The sequence below is a fragment of the Shewanella sp. SM20 genome (assembly GCF_025654545.1).
Lineage (GTDB): Bacteria > Pseudomonadota > Gammaproteobacteria > Enterobacterales > Shewanellaceae > Shewanella > Shewanella oncorhynchi.
The window spans coordinates 33,379-53,908 of record NZ_JAKKRK010000021.1 but is presented as its reverse complement, the minus strand read 5'-3'; the positions used below and the strand labels follow the sequence as shown (position 1 = coordinate 53,908).

Annotated in this window: 19 protein-coding genes and 1 riboswitch; of the genes, 6 read left to right on the top strand and 13 right to left on the bottom strand. The window is 45.6% G+C overall.

The annotated features are described in order from the left end of the window. Positions 1-12: 12 nt before the first annotated feature. The 7 genes from L5M18_RS10665 to moaA all read right to left on the bottom strand — a co-directional run bounded on the left by L5M18_RS10665 (position 13) and on the right by moaA (position 4,956). Positions 13-1,116, bottom strand: a complete 1,104-nt coding sequence (locus L5M18_RS10665; RefSeq protein ID WP_263196896.1) for an ABC transporter ATP-binding protein — start codon at positions 1,114-1,116, stop codon at positions 13-15. Then, positions 1,097-1,777, bottom strand: a complete 681-nt coding sequence (modB, locus tag L5M18_RS10660) for a molybdate ABC transporter permease subunit (protein WP_105251087.1) — start codon at positions 1,775-1,777, stop codon at positions 1,097-1,099. The genes L5M18_RS10665 and modB overlap by 20 nt, the downstream gene beginning before the upstream one ends. Then, the gene (modA, locus tag L5M18_RS10655) at positions 1,777-2,580 is read right to left on the bottom strand and encodes a molybdate ABC transporter substrate-binding protein (RefSeq protein WP_263196894.1); all 804 of its coding nucleotides are present in this window, start codon (positions 2,578-2,580) and stop codon (positions 1,777-1,779) included. The genes modB and modA overlap by 1 nt, the downstream gene beginning before the upstream one ends. A gap of 78 nt (positions 2,581-2,658) precedes the next feature. Next, positions 2,659-3,126, bottom strand: a complete 468-nt coding sequence (gene moaE, locus L5M18_RS10650; RefSeq protein ID WP_198572494.1) for a molybdopterin synthase catalytic subunit MoaE — start codon at positions 3,124-3,126, stop codon at positions 2,659-2,661. A gap of 1 nt (position 3,127) precedes the next feature. Next, positions 3,128-3,379 (bottom strand): molybdopterin synthase sulfur carrier subunit, encoded by a 252-nt coding sequence (moaD, locus tag L5M18_RS10645; RefSeq protein WP_006079756.1) that lies wholly within the window; start codon positions 3,377-3,379, stop codon positions 3,128-3,130. Positions 3,380-3,402: 23 nt separating this feature from the next. Further along, entirely contained in the window at positions 3,403-3,879 is a 477-nt protein-coding gene (moaC, locus tag L5M18_RS10640) for a cyclic pyranopterin monophosphate synthase MoaC (RefSeq protein WP_006079755.1), read from the bottom strand. Between the two features lie 96 nt (positions 3,880-3,975). Next, the gene (gene moaA / locus L5M18_RS10635; RefSeq protein ID WP_263196892.1) at positions 3,976-4,956 is read right to left on the bottom strand and encodes a GTP 3',8-cyclase MoaA; all 981 of its coding nucleotides are present in this window, start codon (positions 4,954-4,956) and stop codon (positions 3,976-3,978) included. Continuing rightward, positions 4,944-5,077, bottom strand: a riboswitch (molybdenum cofactor riboswitch). Its footprint overlaps the gene before it by 13 nt. A 247-nt stretch (positions 5,078-5,324) precedes the next feature. On the opposite strand from moaA, the gene L5M18_RS10630 reads away from it, so the two are divergent. Then, positions 5,325-6,974: an electron transfer flavoprotein-ubiquinone oxidoreductase gene (locus L5M18_RS10630; protein ID WP_263196890.1), complete on the top strand. Its 1,650-nt coding sequence runs from the start codon at positions 5,325-5,327 to the stop codon at positions 6,972-6,974. Positions 6,975-7,321: 347 nt separating this feature from the next. Beyond that, a complete protein-coding gene (locus L5M18_RS10625) occupies positions 7,322-9,238 on the top strand; it encodes a methyl-accepting chemotaxis protein (RefSeq protein ID WP_263196888.1) in 1,917 nt (638 codons plus the stop codon). A 76-nt stretch (positions 9,239-9,314) separates the two neighbouring features. On the opposite strand, the gene L5M18_RS10620 is transcribed toward L5M18_RS10625, so the two are convergent. The 4 genes from L5M18_RS10620 to L5M18_RS10605 form a co-directional block, all read right to left on the bottom strand. Beyond that, positions 9,315-9,671 carry a DUF4870 domain-containing protein gene (locus tag L5M18_RS10620; RefSeq protein ID WP_105251079.1) on the bottom strand — a complete coding sequence of 119 codons (357 nt, stop codon included), beginning with the start codon at positions 9,669-9,671 and terminating at the stop codon, positions 9,315-9,317. Between the two features lie 36 nt (positions 9,672-9,707). Then, on the bottom strand, positions 9,708-10,403 hold the full coding sequence (locus L5M18_RS10615) for an MOSC domain-containing protein (RefSeq protein ID WP_263196886.1): 696 nt from the start codon (positions 10,401-10,403) through the stop codon (positions 9,708-9,710). A gap of 135 nt (positions 10,404-10,538) precedes the next feature. Beyond that, positions 10,539-11,999, bottom strand: coding sequence for a diguanylate cyclase (locus L5M18_RS10610; protein ID WP_105251077.1), 1,461 nt, complete (start codon positions 11,997-11,999; stop codon positions 10,539-10,541). A gap of 314 nt (positions 12,000-12,313) precedes the next feature. Then, entirely contained in the window at positions 12,314-13,165 is an 852-nt protein-coding gene (locus tag L5M18_RS10605) for a PfkB family carbohydrate kinase (protein WP_263140851.1), read from the bottom strand. A 361-nt stretch (positions 13,166-13,526) separates the two neighbouring features. Between L5M18_RS10605 and L5M18_RS10600 the strand changes: the two genes are divergently transcribed. Beyond that, a complete protein-coding gene (locus L5M18_RS10600) occupies positions 13,527-13,709 on the top strand; it encodes a hypothetical protein (RefSeq protein WP_105251075.1) in 183 nt (60 codons plus the stop codon). A gap of 39 nt (positions 13,710-13,748) precedes the next feature. On the opposite strand, the gene L5M18_RS10595 is transcribed toward L5M18_RS10600, so the two are convergent. Beyond that, positions 13,749-14,144, bottom strand: a complete 396-nt coding sequence (locus tag L5M18_RS10595; protein WP_105251074.1) for a hypothetical protein — start codon at positions 14,142-14,144, stop codon at positions 13,749-13,751. A 365-nt stretch (positions 14,145-14,509) separates the two neighbouring features. On the opposite strand from L5M18_RS10595, the gene ovoA reads away from it, so the two are divergent. After that, positions 14,510-16,624 (top strand): 5-histidylcysteine sulfoxide synthase, encoded by a 2,115-nt coding sequence (gene ovoA / locus L5M18_RS10590; protein ID WP_263196884.1) that lies wholly within the window; start codon positions 14,510-14,512, stop codon positions 16,622-16,624. Between the two features lie 141 nt (positions 16,625-16,765). Here ovoA and L5M18_RS10585 read toward each other — a convergent pair whose 3' ends face one another. Further along, positions 16,766-18,721 (bottom strand): methyl-accepting chemotaxis protein, encoded by a 1,956-nt coding sequence (locus L5M18_RS10585; RefSeq protein ID WP_105251072.1) that lies wholly within the window; start codon positions 18,719-18,721, stop codon positions 16,766-16,768. A gap of 357 nt (positions 18,722-19,078) precedes the next feature. Here L5M18_RS10585 and L5M18_RS10580 point away from each other — a divergent pair, with 357 nt between their 5' ends. Both L5M18_RS10580 and L5M18_RS10575 read left to right on the top strand, forming a co-directional pair. After that, on the top strand, positions 19,079-19,390 hold the full coding sequence (locus L5M18_RS10580; protein ID WP_063884943.1) for a pyrimidine/purine nucleoside phosphorylase: 312 nt from the start codon (positions 19,079-19,081) through the stop codon (positions 19,388-19,390). Between the two features lie 383 nt (positions 19,391-19,773). Further along, entirely contained in the window at positions 19,774-20,370 is a 597-nt protein-coding gene (locus L5M18_RS10575) for a TetR/AcrR family transcriptional regulator (protein WP_219251321.1), read from the top strand. Positions 20,371-20,530 lie beyond the last annotated feature (160 nt).

Sequence of the window (20,530 nt, the reverse complement as noted above, 5' to 3'; positions counted from 1 at the left end):
TGGTGGACTAAGCTATTCCAAAATATGAATTTGTTCGGATTTGAGTGCCACCGTAGTTTGCATCCCCTTAGTAAGAGCAAGCTTTTGGGCAAAATGCAGCGAGACTTCGGTGTTAAGTTGTAACGGGGTGCCAGTGACGTAGCAGATAAGCCGAACGGATTCGCCCATCACCAGCATAGCGTCGATCGTGACATCTAATTTATTAAAACTGCGGCATAAACGCCCTTTGGAAATCGAATTAAAACGAATACCTTGATTGGGGATAACCCAACGGACTCGACTTCCCACAGGGCGATCTTTGCCATAGTCGCAGGCAATTAACTGCTCGCCAAATTTAAGCCAAGTGAGATTTTTAGTGCAGTCTTGAAATACCACTTCACCATCAAAAATATTTCTTAGCCCCATCTGCCTAGCCACAGCTTCATTTCGTGGCCGCGATAACACCTCGAAAGGTGCACCTTGCTGTAGCATCTTGCCTTGGCTGATCAAAATCATCGAATCAGCCAGCAGTAAGGCTTCATTTAAGTCGTGGGTGACCATAATCACTGGGCAAAGTAACTGTTCTTTGAGGCGCGCAAGCTCAAGGTATAAACGCTCGCGAGTTTCCCTGTCCACCGCAGAAAAAGGCTCATCCAGCAACAAAACCGACGGTTCGCGGGCAAGCGCTCTGGCAAGCGCAACGCGCTGGCGTTGGCCGCCCGATAAATGCGCCGGTAATCTATCAGGTAATCCCTGTAGATTGACCCGTTCGAGCCAATCTTTCGCGCGCGGTATGCGCTCCAATTTGGGGATATGGTCAAGTCCAGCGACTACGTTTTCTAAGGCAGTGAGATTCGGAAATAAGCCAAAATGCTGCGGCATATAACCGATATGGCGTTGCTGCGGGCTTAAGGCGATACGCGCTTTATCATCAAACCAAGGCCGATCGCCAAAGTGGATTTGTCCCGTATCGGGATGATTTAACCCAGCGATCATCCGTAGCAGTGTGGTTTTTCCACCGCCAGACGGCCCGACCACAGCAAGTACTTCACCCGCTTTACAGCGGAAATCGGCGTTGAGTTTAATGTGTTTATGATTTTGGATCTGACACTGCAGATCAGCGATGATTTGCGCCACGCTGACCTCCTAAACGCCGCGATAGACTGGTTGTTAGTGCTAACGCCGTCACGGCAAACAGCAATAAGACTAATGACATAGTGCCAGCAGCATTAAAATCGAATGATTGCACACTGTCATAAATTGCAATCGAAATCGTCTTGGTCTCGCCAGCAATATTGCCGCCCATCATCAGCACAACGCCAAACTCCCCAAGCACATGGGAGAAGCACAAAACTAATGCCGTTAACACACCCGGCCACACCATAGGCAATTCAATTTTAAGTAGAATTTTAAGTCGACTCATACCGCAACAAGCCGCTGCGTCGCGAACATCATTAGGTACAGTTTCAAAGGCGCGTTGTATCGGCTGCACTGCGAAGGGAATATTGACTAAAACGGAGGCGATAACCAGACCAGAAAAGTGAAACACGAGTTGCTGACCCATGACTTGCTCAATCCATTGTCCGAGCCAACTTTGACTGCCAAGCCCCACCAGCAAGTAATAACCAATCACAGTCGGCGGTAATACTAAGGGCACCATGATCAGCGCCTCGACCCAAGATTTGCCGACAAATTGACGATAGGCTAATGCCCGTCCAGCCAATATAGCTAGAGGAATCAACACTAAAACTGTGATGCCACTCAGCTTGACCGATAACCAAAGTGCCTGCCAATCCATCATGGTTGCTCTGGCAATGAAAAACCATAATCGGCCAAAACACGACGGGCACTATCGGCTCTTAAATAATCGTAAAAATGCTGAGCTGTTTCACCCGCCTTGGCCATTAATGCCATACGCTGAAACAGTGGGCTATGCATTTTTGCTGGCACTATGGCGTAATCACTATGTTTGGCAAAAGTAGGAGACATAGCTAAAGAGAGCGCAATAATCCCGCCCTGGGTTGAACCACTAATCGCAAACTGCCCTGCTTGGGACACATTTTCCCCAAGGATCAATTTAGGTTGAATCGCATCCCACAACTGCACAAACTGCAATGCTTCTTTGGCCTTTTCGCCATAGGGAGCGTGATCAGGATTAGCAATAGCAAAACGGGTAATTTTTCCTGCAGCGAGTGCTTCGGCTAACCCCTTAAGTTCAGGATCAACGGACAAACGACCGGTTTTAGGTACAACAATAGCGAGTTGCCCTTGGGCATAAAGAACGCCAGCATCACGGGCAACGCCAGCACTGTGCAATTGCTGAATATATTTTTCATCCGCAGATAAAAATAATTCATAGGGCGCCCCATTTTGGATTTGAGTAGCAAAATTGCCCGATGACCCATAGGATATTTTTACTTTTAGCCCAGTTTCATTGGTAAATTTTTGGCTAATATCATCGAGGGCAAAACGTAAATCAGAGGCAGCGGCAATTGCGGGAATCGCTGTATTATCCGCCGCTCGACTGCTAGATGGCGCGACCGCCAAGCACCAGAGTAATGCAAAAACACAGGTATGAAAGAAACGGGTCAAACTCTGCATTGGGTCACCTTAGTGCAATATTCGCGCGGGTCTTAAACTGGCAAGCTGCGTTGCGACTACGAGTTATCTGTCACACGACTAGTCTTTGTGTTGCCATAACTTAGCCGCTTGTTCATCGGCATCTTTCGCTTCAACCCAACTTTTACCTTGCTCGCCCGCTTCTAATTTCCAGAATGGCGCTTTGGTTTTTAAAAAGTCGATTAAGAATTCACAGGCAGCAAAAGCGGCCTTGCGATGGGCGCTGGTTACGCCGATAAACACAATCTGCTCACCCAGAGCCATAGTACCGACACGGTGAATAACCGTCACTTTATTGAGCGGCCAGCGGCTACGCGCCTCGGCAACGATTTGTTCTAACACGGCTTCGGTCATACCCGGATAGTGCTCTAAGGTTAAATCTGTCACCACGGCACCATCGTTAAAATCACGCACTTTGCCGACAAAAGTGACTACGGCACCATCGCTATCATCTTGAGCTAGCTGGCGATATTCGTCAGAAACACTAAAATCGACCTCTTGCACTCGAACTGCAGGTAATAAACGCATATTAACCTCCTGTAACCGGTGGGAAAAAGGCGACTTCATCACCATCGTTTACAGGTGTATCCCATTGGCTAATGGTCTGATTTACCGCCACCAGCAATTTGTCAGAGGTTAATACTTTAGCCCATTTGTCGTCGGTTGCCGCCAGCGTTGCCCGTAATGCTTCGGCAGTTTGTGTCTGCTCGCTCGCCTCTAGGCTTAATTTAGCTGTGCCCAACAATTCTCGAACTTGAGCAAAAAACAACACGTTAATCATAGTCTTCTCTCGTTTTTGATCTGCTAAACCTTAAAATGTCCCGACTTGCCGCCACGCTTTTCCAACAGACGGACTTGGGAGATCACCATATCTTTTTGCACGGCCTTGCACATGTCATAGATAGTTAACGCCGCCACTGAAGCCGCAGTTAACGCTTCCATCTCTACGCCCGTTTTGCCGGATAACTTGCACAGGCTAGTAATACGCACGCGGTTATGTTCAGGTTGTGCCTCTAAATCGACTTCAACTTTCGTTAGCATCAGCGGATGGCAGAGAGGGATAAGATCTGAGGTTTTTTTCGCAGCTTGAATGCCCGCAATACGCGCGGTCGCAAACACATCACCCTTGTGGTGGCTACCACTCATGATCATCTCGAGTGTCGTGCTCGCCATCTCGATAAAAGCTTCTGCACGGGCTTCGCGCTCGGTAACGGCTTTTTCAGTTACATCGACCATATGGGCATTGCCATCGGCATTAATATGAGTAAATACATTGCTCATTGGAGCGATCCTTTAATTGAGGTCAAAACAGGGTACAAGGGAAATTGAGCTTATACTCGCGCTAAATTGGCTATGGCAACAGACCTAAAATCAGGTCTAGCCGCCAATAGAGGCAAGATGCTGAGTGACACCTGTGATGCCTTGATGCAAGTAATGGGTTTCTTTCTTCTGGGCTAATTGACCGTGCAGACGCTCAATTAATTCCGCTTGCTGGTTAGAATGCTGTAGCAGATCACGTAAATCGACACCGGATTCCGTAAAGAGGCACAAGTGCAATTTACCCTTAGCAGATACCCGTAAACGGTTACAGGTAGCACAAAAATTATTGGCATAGGGCATGATCAAGCCGATACGGCCCTGATAATCGCTGCGGCTGAAATTTTGGGCTGGACCATCGGAGGCACTTGGCGTATCTAATTGCCAACCATCTGCCAGTAACTGTGCTTTGATGTCGGCGCCCGCTAGGTGATGGGCTTCAAAATACTCACGACCAAGACCCGTTTCCATCAGCTCGATAAAACGCAGGTCGATTGGCGTGTGTTTAATCCAGTGTAAAAAACGTGACAAATCTTTATCGTTTAAGCCTTTAAGCAGTACGGCGTTGATTTTTACTCGCTCGAAACCTGCCGACAAGGCGGCATCAATCCCCCGCATCACTTCATCAAACTTATTTTCGCCGGTGATCTGGTAAAACATTTTGGGATCTAAACTATCCACGGACACATTGATACGACGCAAGCCAGCATCGAACCATTCTTTGGCATGCTTTTCGAGTCGATATCCATTAGTGGTCGTCGCAATAGTATGAATGCGCGGGTTATCAGCGACGACACGAATGATGTCGGTAAAGTCTTTACGCAGGGTAGGTTCACCGCCTGTAATGCGGATTTTTTGGGTGCCGACTTGGCTAAATGCGGAGACTAAGTTTTCTATCTCATTGAGAGATAAGAATTTTGGTTTACCTTCAGGATGATAACCATCAGGAAGGCAGTAACTGCATTTGAAGTTACAAACGTCAGTGACTGACATCCGTAAATAGTGAAATTTTCGACCAAAGCTGTCTTGTAATTGAGACATGATCACCTTTCCAAGTGTGGGAGGTGAGAGCATTTCTTATCCCACCCCGGTGGCATTATTACCACGGCTACACCTCCATATCTTTCGACTTAGGCAGGCAAGCTCGGAGAACCGTCGTCGGTGATTATAGGCCGAAAGTACTCACTAGCTATACCCCTAAACAGGTATTTATTAACCTAGATCACGCTAGCGTGAATAATCTGTGACAGTCCTCACCTAAAGATTTGTATTGAATTAGACTAAACTGCAGCTTAATCCACTGTGACCTTATCTTATTTTCAGGTAAGGTGGTGCAAGCAATAAAACGCCCGTTTACAAACTACAACACTCGATAAAAATCGGGGAAACGTGAAGGAAGAGGTGAACTGATGGAACGCGAATCAATGGAATTCGATGTTGTTATCGTCGGTGCTGGTCCAGCTGGCTTGGCCACGGCATGTCGATTAATGCAAATATCACAGGATTCAGGTAAAGAAATTACCGTCTGTGTGGTAGAAAAAGGCTCAGAAGTGGGCGCGCATATTCTGTCAGGCGCTGTGTTCGAGACAAAAGTGCTAGACGAGCTATTCAGCGACTGGCGCGAAAAAGATGCTCCAATAAAAACCGCTGTCACCCACGACGAAATTTACCTACTCAGCTCCGCCACCGACGGCCGAGTGATGCCCAATGCCTTTGTGCCAAAAACCATGCACAACGACGGCAATTTTATTATCAGCGTCGGTAATCTGTCCCGCTGGCTTGCCAATCGCGCAGAAGAACTCGGTGTCGAAATATTCCCCGGCTTTGCCGCCAGTGAACTGCTATTTAACGCCGATAACAGCGTTAAAGGTATTTTGATTGGCGATATGGGAGTGGGTGCCGATGGCGAACCCAAAGACAGCTTTATGCCCGGCATGGAACTGCATGCTAAATATACTGTTTTCTCAGAGGGTTGCCGCGGCCACTTAGGCAAGCAACTGATCGAAAAATACCATTTAGATAATGGTAAAACACCCCAGCATTACGGCTTAGGCTTCAAAGAAATTTGGAAAGTCCCCGCCGAGCAACACGAGCAAGGCAAAGTGGTGCACACTGGTGGCTGGCCATTAACCGAGGGCGCGTCGGGTGGCGGCTTTCTGTATCACATGGAAGACAACCAGATTGCGGTCGGTCTCATTATCGATTTGAACTACAAAAATCCGCATCTGAGCCCATTTGACGAATTCCAGCGCTATAAAACCCATCCTGTGATTGCAAAGTATTTAACCGGCGGCGAACGTCTCAGTTACGGCGCCCGTGCTATCACTAAAGGCGGCTTGAACTCGCTTCCTAAGATGAGCTTCCCCGGCGGTCTTATCATAGGCTGCAACGCGGGTACGTTGAACTTTGCGAAAATCAAAGGCACTCACACTGCGATGAAGAGCGGAATTGTTGCAGCAGAAACCTTAGGTAAAGCCATGATGGCTGGGGTTGAAGGCGGTAAAGATCTCGACTGTTACCAAACCCACCTTGAAGAAAGCTGGCTATACGAAGAATTGCATAAATCCCGCAACTTTGGTCCAGCAATGCACAAATTTGGTACCTATTTAGGCGGCGCATTCAACTATATAGATCAAAACTGGTTTAGCGGAAAGTTCCCTATCACACTGCGTGATGAGCACCCAGACTATGCGCAAATGGCACCTGTGAGCGCTTACAGCAAGATTGATTATCCAAAACCCGATGGCAAGCTTAGCTTTGATAAACTGTCCTCAGTGTATCTGTCGAGCACTTATCATGAGGAAGATCAGCCCTGCCATTTACGTCTCAAGGACAGCAGCATTCCACTGGGCATTAACTTGACTCAGTTTAATGAGCCAGCACAGCGTTACTGCCCAGCAGGCGTGTATGAAATCGTCGAAGAGGCGGGTCAACCCAAGTTTGTAATCAATGCGCAAAACTGCATTCATTGCAAAACCTGCGACATTAAAGATCCGAGCCAAAACATCACTTGGGTTACACCGGAAGGCGGTGGTGGTCCAAACTACCCCAACATGTAACATTTGGATGATAAATGTAAATAATGGCGCTCAATGGAGCGCCTTTTTTCACCTTTTACACGAATAGTTCACTTTTTTTGCTTGCCCTTACTCACGACATTGGCCACAATTGCCACACAAAAAAGAGTTCGTTTTCAATCACCATCTCATTTCCATCTATACTCTACATAATTAGATCTACAGCAAGACCAACAGGTTAGGCCAAATAAGTGTTCTATACGCTGTTTTATTCGGCAACCGGCCTAGACTAAGGTTAACTTTTAACATTTCTGTCCGATAATCTTTTACCGTACAAGAGTGCGTTGACCGATAACTCAAAATAGTCCAACACAGGCATATTGATATTTATGATATTGAATAACCTCACCATTAAGCAGAAAATTCTGTTAACAGTGACATTTGCAGTACTGCTGTCGACCATACTCGTCGGTGTATTAAGCCAACGTAGCGCGAAAAATGTCGTACAACAAAGGATGTTAGGTTCGGAATTACCGAGCTTAATGATGCAAATTCGCAATAAGATCGATCTCGACATTTCCACTTTGATGAATGCTGCAGAGCAATTGGCCAGTAGCCGCATGTTACTGCAATGGCTCGAAGACGGTAGACCACAGGCCCAAGAAACCCAAGTCGTAGCCCAACTCAAAGACATCACTCGTCAATATAAACTAGCGCAAGCTTCCTACGCAGATAGACAAACTGCCGCCTACTACACTCAGGATGGTTTTCTGCGAGTGCTCACTCCTGCGCAGGATGGCTGGTTTTTTGGTTACCGAGACAGTGGCCAAGAACGTATGTTGAACGTATTTACTGAGGCCAACGGCGAAGTCAAACTCTTCATCAACTACCAACAACCCAATGGTCGTGGCTTAGTTGGGCTTGCTAAATCACTCGATGACATGGTGCGTTTGCTGAGCTCGTTTAAGATTGAAGAAACCGGTTTAGTCTACTTAGTGGATGCTAAAGGTGAGGTAAAACTCCACCCCGATACGAGTCAAATTGGTAAGAGCAGCCTAAGCAACTTATACAAGGATGCGAGTTCAAGCTCATTATTAAACCGCAGTGATTTCAATCTGATCAATACCAAAATCAATGGCGAAAACATGCTGGTTGCCAGTAGTTATATCGCATCTATGGATTGGTACTTAGTCGCACAGGTGCCAGAGGCCGAAGTATTCGCACTATTAACCGAAGCGGCTTATCAGATCTTAATCTGGACGCTAATCATTGCAGCGGGCTTTATTGTACTCGCCATCGTGGTGGCAGGTTCTGTGAGTCGTCCTATTGCCCAAGTTGCCGCCATGTTCCACGACATAGGCGAAGGTGAAGGTGACTTACGCCAACGCTTACCTGTTAATGGTGAAGATGAAATTGCGCAACTCGCCAAGGGATTTAACAGCTTTATCAGCAAGATCCAAGATTCGGTCATCGAAGTGGCACAAACCAGCGAACAGCTCGGTTTCTCGGCTAAGGATGTGTCGAATCAGGCACAGCAAACCTTAGAAGACAGCCATGAGCAGAAAGATCGCACTATGATGGTGGTAACGGCCATTAATGAAATGGGCGCGACGGTTAACGAAATTGCCAGTAATGCCGCCCAAGCTGCGGTTGCCGCCAGAGATGCAGATACTGAAGCCAGCAGCGGCCAAGTTGTGGTAACCCGTGCCCGCGATACCATTAACCAATTGTCAAAAGACGTTGGCCAAGTGGGTGAAGTGATTGAGTCCCTCGCGACCCACACTAAATCCATCGGTGGTATTTTAGATGTGATCCGCGCTATCTCTGAGCAGACTAACTTGTTAGCCCTCAACGCGGCCATTGAAGCAGCACGTGCCGGCGAAGCTGGACGCGGATTTGCTGTCGTAGCCGATGAAGTGCGTAACTTAGCCTCACGCACAGCAGCATCGACCAATGAAGTGCAAGGCATGATCGACAAGCTGCAATCGGAAGCCAGCCGCGCGGTTAATGCGATGGCCCAGAGTCGTACCCGCTCCCACGAAGGCGTTGTGGCCGTCGATGAAGCCAGCAAATCGTTAATTGGCATTAGCGCTCGCATTGGTCTTATCAGCGACATGAACATCCAAGTTGCTGCGGCAACGGAAGAACAATCCACAGTTGTGGAGGACATCAACCGTAACGTCACTGAAATCAATGACATTACTCAACGTACTGCCAATACTGCACAAGCGGCGGCACAGGCGAGTTTAGCCTTGAATCAACTGTCACACCGCTTAGATACCTTAGTGGCCAAGTTTAAGGTGTAAAACCTTAAAACTTACGCCATAAAAAACGCCTTAGATGTTTCCATCTAAGGCGTTTTTCTTTAACTCGCAGAGGTAATTAATCCATAGCAATAAATTTAATCGTTAATGGATAGCGATACACTTTACCTTCGCTGGCCTTAATAATCGCCAGCACAGTGCACACCAAATCGAATATGCCGAGTATGGCTAAAAAGATGAAACCAATGCCGACCAAAGCTAATACGCCACTGATAATCACATAAATCAACAGGCTCAATTTAAAGTTCAAACAACTACGGCCACATTGATCGACAAATGCGGACTCTTCACGCTTCATCAGCCAAATGATCAAAGGACCAAGAATAGAGCCCAACGGCACTAAGTATCCAATAAAACTTGAGGCGTATACCAGTAAACCAAAATCTTTATCACTTTTTGTAACGGGTTCAATCATAGGTCATCCCTGTTTTATCATTTTGAATATAAAGCCTTATTTTCCACTCGGCCCATATAAACGCATTTGCCAATCTTCTACTGTCTGTAATGCTAAGCGGCGTTGTAGGCTATTAACCCAACTCAGCGCTAATCCCTCGCAGGAAGCTAAACGATCATAGGCACTGGTATTAAACGTTGGCGAGAAATAGAGTGACATGGCCTCGGCAACACTGATATCAGTACGACGCTCAACTAATTCAATCCTATCGTTTAACTGAATAATCCCTGGGGTTAAGATTCTATAAAACCAACCACATAATTGGCTTTGCTGCATGGCGAGGGCGAATTCTCTGTGACCAAATTGCAGATTCAATTTAAAACAAGGTGAACGCGGCTGAGTCACTTGCACTTTTACTGCGCCAATTTGCAAGATATCGCCAATATTGACTTGAGTTTCGTTCAGTCCAACTGTGCTAATGTTCTCTCCCATGCTGGGCGCATCTTCGAGCTGGGTGATTAAGTCCCAACGACGATATTGGCCGTAGTGCTCGCGGGGGAAATGATGTAGCACGCGATCAAGGCCGCCATGGTGTTTTGGATCGGCCTGCGCGTCCCCTTCAACATGGTCGATATGCACTAACAGTTGTTGAGCCGCTTGCTTACCATCAATCCCCGTAGCAACACCGGACATTTCTTGAAGATGGGTTCCTAAGTACAATCCAGACAATTTATTAATCAACAACTTTGACATCTGCAACTCCAAATCAATGACCTATCGCGCATTACTGTCAGAGTGTAAACCGCGATACGCCAATAACACAATCAACCCGCGCCATAACCCACAAAGGTAGGCTAAACATTGCTGCCAAGAAGAACCGAGTAGAGTCTATGAATGATTTAACACCACTTGATTTCGGCCCGCTTCTTTTGCCTGATACAAGGCCAGATCGGCACGTTTGATAAGGTCCTCCGCAGGCTCTTGCACTTGATGCTCAGCAACACCAATACTGGCAGTAATAGAAATGTGTAATCCATTCACTTTAATTTCCCGCTGGGAAATGAGGTCACGGATCTGTTCTGCCAATTCTGCCGCTCGGGATAAATCCATCTCAGGAAGTAAAATTAAAAACTCCTCACCGCCCCAGCGACATAAAATATCCTGTTGTTGTAGTAAGCCACGCAGCATATTAGTCATGGTTTTTAATACTAAGTCACCAATCCCATGCCCATAACTGTCGTTCACTTTTTTAAAGTGGTCGATATCCAGCAAGAGTATTGAAATCGGCGATTGTGTCAGCTTAGCTTTATCTAACGCCTGCCTAAAGTACTCATCAAACACCTGACGGTTAGCGGCGCCAGTGAGCTTATCAGTAGACGCCATAATTTCTAGTTTGCGCTGATAACGACCTAAGGTCATGTTGGAGATGAATAAAATACCTAGGGTCACCATTAAGCTTAACGCCAAATTACCCCAAAACGTATTTAACAGTTCCCGCTCTTGTGGCGCATCCTCCTGCTCAACAATCAAATACCACTTAAACTCAGGAACTAAGCGACTATTGAGATAAACCGTTTTCCCGTTTTTCTGATAGCTGAAGGCGGCACTTGGGCTGGTTAAAATACGCGTAGCCAAATTATCAAGCCCTACGTTCGTTTGCAGCGAATCCGTACCGTCATATTGATCGCCATGCAAAGTGACATTACCTTGCCGATCGGTAAAGAACACTCGGCGGTTATAACGCTTTTGATATAACTCAATTAAGGCTTTAACCTTTTCAACCGCCAACCCCACACCGGTAACACCAATAAATTTCCCTTCAAAATCAAAAACTTTATAGTTAACAAATACGGTTGTCTTACTGCGGTCTGCCGTATCGGCATCAATATTGACCTCATAATGTTCAGATTCAGGTAAAGAACGCACTCGAAAATACCAAGCATCGTCAGGCTCTACATCTTGGATTTGTTTTAAAATGCCCGTGGAATGGTAATAATTTCGACTTTTCTCAGACACAAAAAAGCTAGTGACTGTACCGTATTTCTCTTGGATTTCCTTAAGGTAACGAATGAGTTTTTCGGGCTCTTGCTCATGACTTAAGGTCCAATCCCGAACAAAGGTATCCTGCGCCATCAGGGATGAAATAAAGATGGGTCGTAACAAATCCTGTTGAATTTCTGAATAAATATTGTCACTTGTGAGCGGTAAGGTATTGCTCTCTATTTGTTGGCTCAGTGAATCATGGGCCACTTTGTAACTGATACCGCTGGTCACTAAAAAGGCGACCAAAAGCAAAACAGACAGAAGCCAAATAAATTTATTTTTATCATTCCAAGCGTTATTGCCCATTCTCAACTCCAAAGACTACAGAACACCTTGAGTGGCTTATTATTTTAATTTAACGATAACTATTTTAGTTGAATAAATGTTAACGCAATTGCGCCATGGCCGCACAAGATTTCTGTCGTATTGGCGTTCTACGATGGAATAACTTTATTTTGAGCAAAAAAATGCCTCGTTGGGGAAACGAGGCAAAAACATACTAACCAATAAATGGGAGAAAAGTACAAGAAAACGTTAAGGGACAAGCTATGCGCCACAAGACATACTCTAGCAAGGACGTATGACAAAAAGATGACTCAAACTGGTCACAATAATACTTATCATGTCGTTTGCTTTGTCTCTAAATACTGTTTTAGTGCCTCACCCGGAATAGAACTATCGGTTGCCACCGCAAATGCCGCCCAAATCGCCCCTTCTGCCATGGCCTCAGTAATTGATTGGCCAATGCAGAGACTGTGGATCAACCCTGCCGCATAGGCATCACCCGCGCCAGTGGTATCAACAACTGTGGCAGGGATAGCAGCAACATGCTGCACTTGATCGTGCGTGTAAACCTTAGCCCCATTGATACCATCGGTGACAATAAAGTAACGCAGACAATCGCCACCAATGCTTTTGCCATATTCCCAAGATGCGCCATCACAACGCCCCTGAATATCACTCATGGAGGCCAATAAAATATGACAAGGTCTCTGTCTGTCGTCCTTGGCTAATTGCGCGACCACAAGACAATGTTCTAAAGCTGTTTTTGCCCAGCTGACAGAGCCTTCAGCGGAAGTATTAAAATACAACGCGTCCCATGGCTGCCATTTCGGCGGTACAGATAATTCAAATATGGGTCTTTGTGGCCGAATAATGGTGCGCTCGCCGTCTGGCGTCATTACAAGCAGCATTTCGCATGTATTGCCGGTGCGGCGCTGCACTAAGCGACAATCGAGCCCTTGCGTACTGGCTTCTGCAATGAGCCAATCCCCCATGTCATCACGGCCCACTTGACTCACCAGCGCGACGCTATGCCCAGCCCAGACTAAACCTAATCCGGTATTTGCCCCACCGCCGCCGAGCCTTTGGCCGCCATCTTGATAATGGAAACGTCCACCTGTTTTTAAAGGTTTATCAAGCAGTAAGATCCGATCACAGTTGAGATTGGCAACTAACAGAATATTAGCCATTACAAGGCTCCAAGGGGCAAAAAAGCATCAAGGCCAGAAGATAAAAACAAAGAAATATCAATCTAGAGCAAAATGCTCACAGGCACAATCCAATCATCGAGATAGAAACACTATAAGGATATGGCAGCGCCTTGATGTAAGCATTTGTCCCGAAGAAGACGAGGAAAACAGTTATACACCCATACGGTATAACATAGCTGTTAACTCTAACACTTTGTTTAAAATCGATTTATAGAAAAGATAACGTCTCAGGACAAAATGAAGCGTAACCATTTTGAAGCCGACTCGATTAATTATCAGTAGACATAGTTAAAATGCATGCAGGATACATATATTAAATTTATGAATGGAATCAAACGCTATGCTAATGGAAATATGGGATACCGCCGAAGAAAAATCTGAGCAGCTACGCCGTTATCAGCTCTGTATAGAAGAATTTAATGAATTGAATTTTCACGATGTTTATATTGCAGAAATCAAACAAGAATACCAACAACTTGCTGAACAAGTAAAAGTGCAGTCAACCTCGGATCCCGAGCGCTAACTGCACTTTGCCATCTAGTTACTCACGATAAACCTTCAATTACTTTATTGGCGTCAATGGTGATAAAGACGCAAATTGTACTGCTAATGTCCAATCTGTAATGACCATATCTGAAGGCTGCCAACTGTCATCAACCCACTCATAAACCAAGCCAGGGTTTTCCTCTGCGTTGACTAACAAACGCCGTCCATCTTGCAACACAAGCGTATAATCGAGCCCCTGCGCATCGACACTTTCAATGTCCCCCAAGACATTGTGCTTAATGGCCGAAATAGTTCCGGTTGCCTTAACGGCATCGTTTTCCTTTGCACCGCTGTAAAACTTTAACGCCTCGTTTGCGGCAGTCTTGTGAAAAACAAACTCCTCAGTCACACCCACTACGATCGACGGATCAAGCTCATACCAGGCGGGTATCCATAATGCGTTAATTGTCATCCCGTTATATCCTGCATAATAATTTTACGGACGGGATCATTCTGCCTTAACCCCGACAGAGAAAATACTCTTCAGGGATAAAATAATTTTAATCCCTGTAAGGGATAGCATCACTAAATTGAGCGCATCACTTTCTTTGTAAGATAATTCCAAACCAAAGGGTCATACCTGAGATGCTTTAAGCTCCAGCACTGATGTTGGACCCAATTGGTCTTTCTGTTAGTTTGTAAAACACTTTGCCTCAAACCGACACATTAAGCTGACAAAGTGATCCTGAGCTCAGTAATCGCGTATAGAGTCACACACGATAGATTAATCTTCCCATGCTTGCACCGCAGGCCGATAAATACGGAGTTTACTTGTCTATGGATAAGCCCATAACGCAACCCCCTCAAACCCTTAAGCTCATTGGTGAAACTGAGGCCGGAAAGCGTCAAGAGCTTAAGCAATACTTTAATCAGACATGGGCTTTATACGAGTCTCTGTATGATTTGATCCAAGAAGATAGCGCCTATTACCTCAAAGCCGAGCCGCTGCGCCATCCGTTAATCTTTTACTTTGGCCATACGGCCACTTTCTATATAAACAAACTCAAACTCGGTAAATTTCTCGATGAACGGGTAAACGACAACTTCGAATCCATGTTCGCCATTGGTGTCGATGAGATGTCTTGGGATGATTTGAACGAACAACATTATCCGTGGCCGGATGTAGCAGAGGTGCGCAGCTATCGCCAACAAGTTAATGCTGTCATCAATCGTGTTATCGATGAAATGCCTCTAGCGTTACCTATCACTCAAAATAGTCCAGCTTGGATCATTTTGATGGGCATTGAACATGAGCGTATTCATTTAGAAACCTCATCGGTGATCATCCGCCAACTGCCGCTGGAACATGTCGCGCCCAACCACCTCTGGCCTGCGTGCCAAGACACCGCCCCTGCCGAGACTAACAGTTTATTGGCTGTAAAAGGGCAAAAGGTGACCTTAGGCAAAACTGAACAAGACCAAACCTACGGTTGGGACAATGAGTACGGCCATAAAATATTTAACGTTAACGACTTTAAGGCTGCTAAATTCTTAGTCTCGAATCAAGAGTATCTCGCATTCGTCGAGGCTGGCGGCTATCGCTCACCCCAATTTTGGAATGAAGAAGGCCAAGCTTGGCTTGCCTATACCCAAGCACAAATGCCGCGTTTTTGGCGCTTCAGACAAGATAAATGGTGGCAACGTAACTTAGCGGAAGAAATCCCGCTGCCATTAAACTGGCCTGTTGAAGTGAATCAGCTCGAAGCTAAGGCCTTCTGTAATTGGAAAGCCGAACAAAAGCAAAGCAATATACGTCTATTAACTGAAGCTGAGTGGTATATCTTACGCGAGAATGTGCCCGCCGATGCGCCCGATTGGCATGAAGTGCCGGGCAATATTGCTTTGGCTTATTACGCCTCTTCTTGCCCAGTGAATCGCTTCGAACATAATGGCTTTTTCGATATTGTCGGTAATGTTTGGCAATGGACAGAAACCGCAATCGACGGTTTTGACGGCTTCGTCGTACACCCACTTTACGATGATTTCTCCACCCCAACCTTCGATGGCAAACATAATCTCATCAAAGGCGGCTCGTGGATCTCTACGGGTAATGAGGCAATTGCTTCATCACGCTATGCGTTTCGTCGACATTTTTATCAACACGCGGGCTTTCGCTATGTGGAATCCAGCCAAAATCCAGCTCAAATGGCCGAGGTCAATGTGTACGAAACAGATGAACTGATTTCCCAATACCTTGAATTCCACTATGGCGCCGAATATTTCGGAGTTGCTAACTTCTGCGTCAATGGTGTGCAGCAAGCGCTGAGTGAAATTCAATTGACTCATACAGCTAAAGCCCTTGATATCGGCTGCTCCGTTGGTCGCGCGAGTTTCGAACTGGCAAAAGTGTTTGATCATGTTGATGGTATCGACTTCTCGGCGCGCTTTATTCAACAGGCCTATGCGCTGACAGAACAAGGTGAAAAACGTTACACCATACGCACCGAAGGCGACTTACAGGAATTTAAGAGCGCGAGTCTCGCGAAACTGGGATATGAACTTGAGGCTAAAAAGGTCAACTTTATGCAAGGTGATGCCTGTAATTTAAAGCCCATCTACACAGATTATGATTTGGTTTATGCCTCAAATCTTATCGACAGGTTAAACGAGCCTAAGCACTTTTTAACCAGTATTGCCCAGCGGATTAATCAAGGTGGATACCTTGTGATTGCCTCGCCATACACTTGGCTTGAAGATTATACGCCCAAGGATAAATGGTTAGGTGGCGTTAAAGTCAAAGGAGAGAACTTCACCACCTTAGATGGTTTGACCGAAACCTTGATCGGCCAATTTGAGCTGGTCGCAGTGAAGGAAATTCCCTTCGTGATCCGCGAGACTAAACGTAAATTCCAACATTCCATCTCAGAAATGACAATTTGGCGTAAACGTTAATGCTCACTCATGGGATAACCAACTGAAGTCCTGATAAAAATATCCGCCAGAAATCCATTTCTGGCGGATGTGTAACATCCAGCTCAGTCACATTTACAGCACCAACTAAGGTGAGAACACTGTAAATGCAGCGAAAAATATCTACACCTTAAACTGTGCCGTTGTTAAACCAAGCTGATTTGCTAACCCCAACAGACTCCGCGTACTCGCTGCTACTTGGCTGATAGCCGCACTATTTTCCTCCGCCGCCACGCTTAAGCCCGCAATCCCCTGCGCAATCGTCGCCGAAACCGTTGTTTGTTCTTCCGCAGCGGTTGCGGTTTGAATCATTAATGCCTTTAAGGTTTCTAAGCGCAAAGCAATATCATCCACCGCGGTCTGCATTCCATCGGCATCTTCTGCGGTTTTAGAGGCTTCAGTGGAACAAGTCACACTATGCAACGCCAGCACGCCAGACTGCTGCTGAATGCCTTTTAGCACTTGGCCAATATCCTGAGTCGCTAATTGAACCTTCACCGCTAACTGGCGAACCTCATCGGCAACCACAGCAAATCCACGACCATGCTCGCCAGCTCTCGCAGCTTCAATCGCCGCATTAAGAGACAAGAGATTAGTTTGTTCCGCAATCGCATTTATCACAGCTAATACTGAGCCGATTTTCTGACTATCCGCCTCAAGACTGCCCACCTGTTGATGAATAGTTGCAAAACTGCTCAAGGTCACTTTTAAGCTTTTACGAGTACTGGCCAAGTTTTGCGAAAGAATTTCACTCGAATGGGTACAGGCGGACACTTCATCGGAGGATCTCATCGTATTCGTGCTGATTTCAGCTGCGGCATAACTCATTTCTTCAACGGCAGTGGCCAACATATCAGTTTCTTTAGCCTGCATCTGAATACTGCAATCGGCTTGGGTCATGGCGGCAGAGTTTTGTTCGGCGGCTGATTCAAGTTCATGCCCAACGCCCACCAGCTGACTGATAATTTCTTTGAGCTTAGTTTGCATCCGCGCCAACCAACTCATCAGGTGATTATCCGTTTGAACATGCGGTAAATTATGAGTTAAATCGCCAGAGGCGATCATACTGGTCAAGTTACACATGTCCTCAGGCTCACCGCCGAGCGGCTTTAATACAAACCCTGTAACTAACTTAGCGGCAGCGAACGCCAACACTAAGGCTGCTGCACAAACAGATAAGCCGATAAACATCATACGGTAGGCGGGAGCTGCTATTTCACTCACATCAATTTCAGCCATCAAACCCCAACGCAAACCAAGCTCAACGACAGGAGAATAAGCGGATAATACGGGATTATTGTTATAGTCATTCACTTGCATCACACCCGATTTACCAGCCAGCGCCTCCTTTACAGCCAGCGTATCAACACCATTCTGAGCTACCGTTCCCGCAAACGAAGCCGTAACAGTGCGATTAATGGGATCGAGAAAAGAATCAGAACGCATACGATTATTTGGGCCAATGAGATAAGTTTCACCACTTTGCCCCATACCCTCACGAATTTGCATAACTCTGTTTATGCGATCGATTGATACTTGAGCCGCCACCACCAATCTTTGCTGATTGAACTGAATCGACTGGCCAATAAATGCCGCAGGTTGACCATTTGAAGGCGCGTATGCGGAAAAATCTTGTAGTAATACTGTGCCCGCCGATCCCAATGCCTTATTAAATAACTGTGCTAATCCCGAATCATGGAAGGGTCCAGTACGCAAATTGGTGCCGAAATCAGACTCCTTCGCCACTGTATATAAAACGGTGCCATCGTCACTAATAATAAATAGGTCATAAAAACCGAGGGATTTATTTAATGACTGCAAGGTTTGATCTATGTCAGTAAGAGTATCGAGGCTTTTTTGGCTGGCAATTACGGCGCTGACGGCCTGCAGGTTATCGGAAAAGTCCTGAAACATGCCAACAATCTGCCGTTGCTTGATCTCACGCACAGCCACTAAACGAGACTGAGCCTCGGCAAACAATTCATCGCGAGCAATGTAAGTCACTATTGCGGTGGCAAATATGAGGGGTAATAGGACAATCAATAAACTGATAAGCTGAATTTTACGAGTAAAACCCATGGTGAGACTCCTTGTCGCGCGTCGAATTCCATTCCTTCAATCTTTGCAGAATTAAACCTGCCTTAAAACTATAGGAGAAGAATCTCAGCTAAACAAAGCGGTGCCGACTATTTTCATCAAAAGTTCACTAAAATTCCGACAACTCATTATTTTTAAGTAGAAAAATGATTAATAACTTTAAATGACAGCCAAGCCATACCGACCATTTCAAACAAAATGATATAGTGGGAAATAAGCAATAAACCGAACGTTAGCATCAACTTATATTGAATGCGCACATCCATGCGACAATAATGCATTGAAATTTATTAAATATGCATATAAATTCATATCAAGCCAATTTATAGAGGATTAATAATGAGTTTACTCGAGCAAGTGTCAGTATCTAAAAAAGCCAACATCTACTTTGATGGCAAAGTGGCTAGCCGTAGCGTATTTTTTGCCGATGGCAGCAAGCAAACCTTAGGTGTTGTATTACCAGGGGAATATGAGTTCTCAACCTCCCAAGGCGAAATCATGGAAGTGACTAGCGGCCGTTTTGAGGTGTTACTTCCAGAAACAACGACTTGGCAAGAATTTAGCGAAGGAACTCAGTTTGAGCTGGCTGCAAATGTTAGCTTTAAAATTCGTAACACAGCCATTGCCGAATATTGCTGTAGCTACCTCTAATCATCTCGATTGAGTGGCAGTACGATTAATATTTCACATCAATCGTGAATCGAATGCTCACAGTGACGGTTTATCTCAGCACTGTGAGTATGTTGTCCACCCGACCATTTCACCATTTCACCATTTCACCATTTCACCATTTCACCATTTCACCATTTCACCATTTCACCATTTCACCATTTCACCATTTCACCATTTCACCATTTCACCATTTCACCATCAGAATGCCTTATCCGTCTAACATTTATCAATTTGGCAATTTTATTAACTTGGCTCAAGGCAGCGCAAAAGTCACAATGCAAAGCATACTAAATCGAATATGTTGAAATCGTCGATAAAAACAACACTAGACGACCGGTCTAATTTGATTTATCCTAACCCCCATGAAAATTGAAACTCAATCCACTCGCCAACATATTCTCGACATCGGCTACAAGCTGATCGTACGCAAAGGCTTCTCCAGCGTCGGCTTATCCCTACTGCTGCAGGCGGCCGAAGTGCCAAAAGGCTCGTTTTATCACTACTTCAAATCCAAAGAACAATTTGGTGAAGCGCTTATTACTGATTATTTTGAAAAATATCAATTAGATTTAGACGCATTATTCAATGACTCAACACTGACAGGCCATCAACGCTTGATGCAATACTGGCAACAATGGTTGCACGTACAAGCCGATGGCTGCGTAGATCAAAAGTGTCTGGTCGTGAAACTCAGCGCCGAAGTGGCCGATTTATCCGAAGCCATGCGTGTTGCCTTACTTAAAGGCTCCGCCGGCATCATAGAGAGGTTAACGACTTGTGTTCAAGTGGGCATACTCGACAGTTCAATCGCCCAGCAAGATCCGCAATCAACCGCAGAAATGTTGTATCACATGTGGTTAGGCGCCAGCTTAATGAACAAGTTGGGCCACAGCCCTGCGGCACTCGAACGTGCACTCGTAACGACTGAATCCATTTTAACGCCTAAAACGGCCCTTTAACCTAATACCGACTCAAAACTAATATTTGCTGATATCGATCAGCCCAGATTTTTAAAGAATACATTTTCACGTCCCAAAATTAGACGACTGGTCTACTAATTTAACGGGCTATTAATTAATGCAGCTCAATTAACGCTGCTCATTTAAAGTAATAATAGGA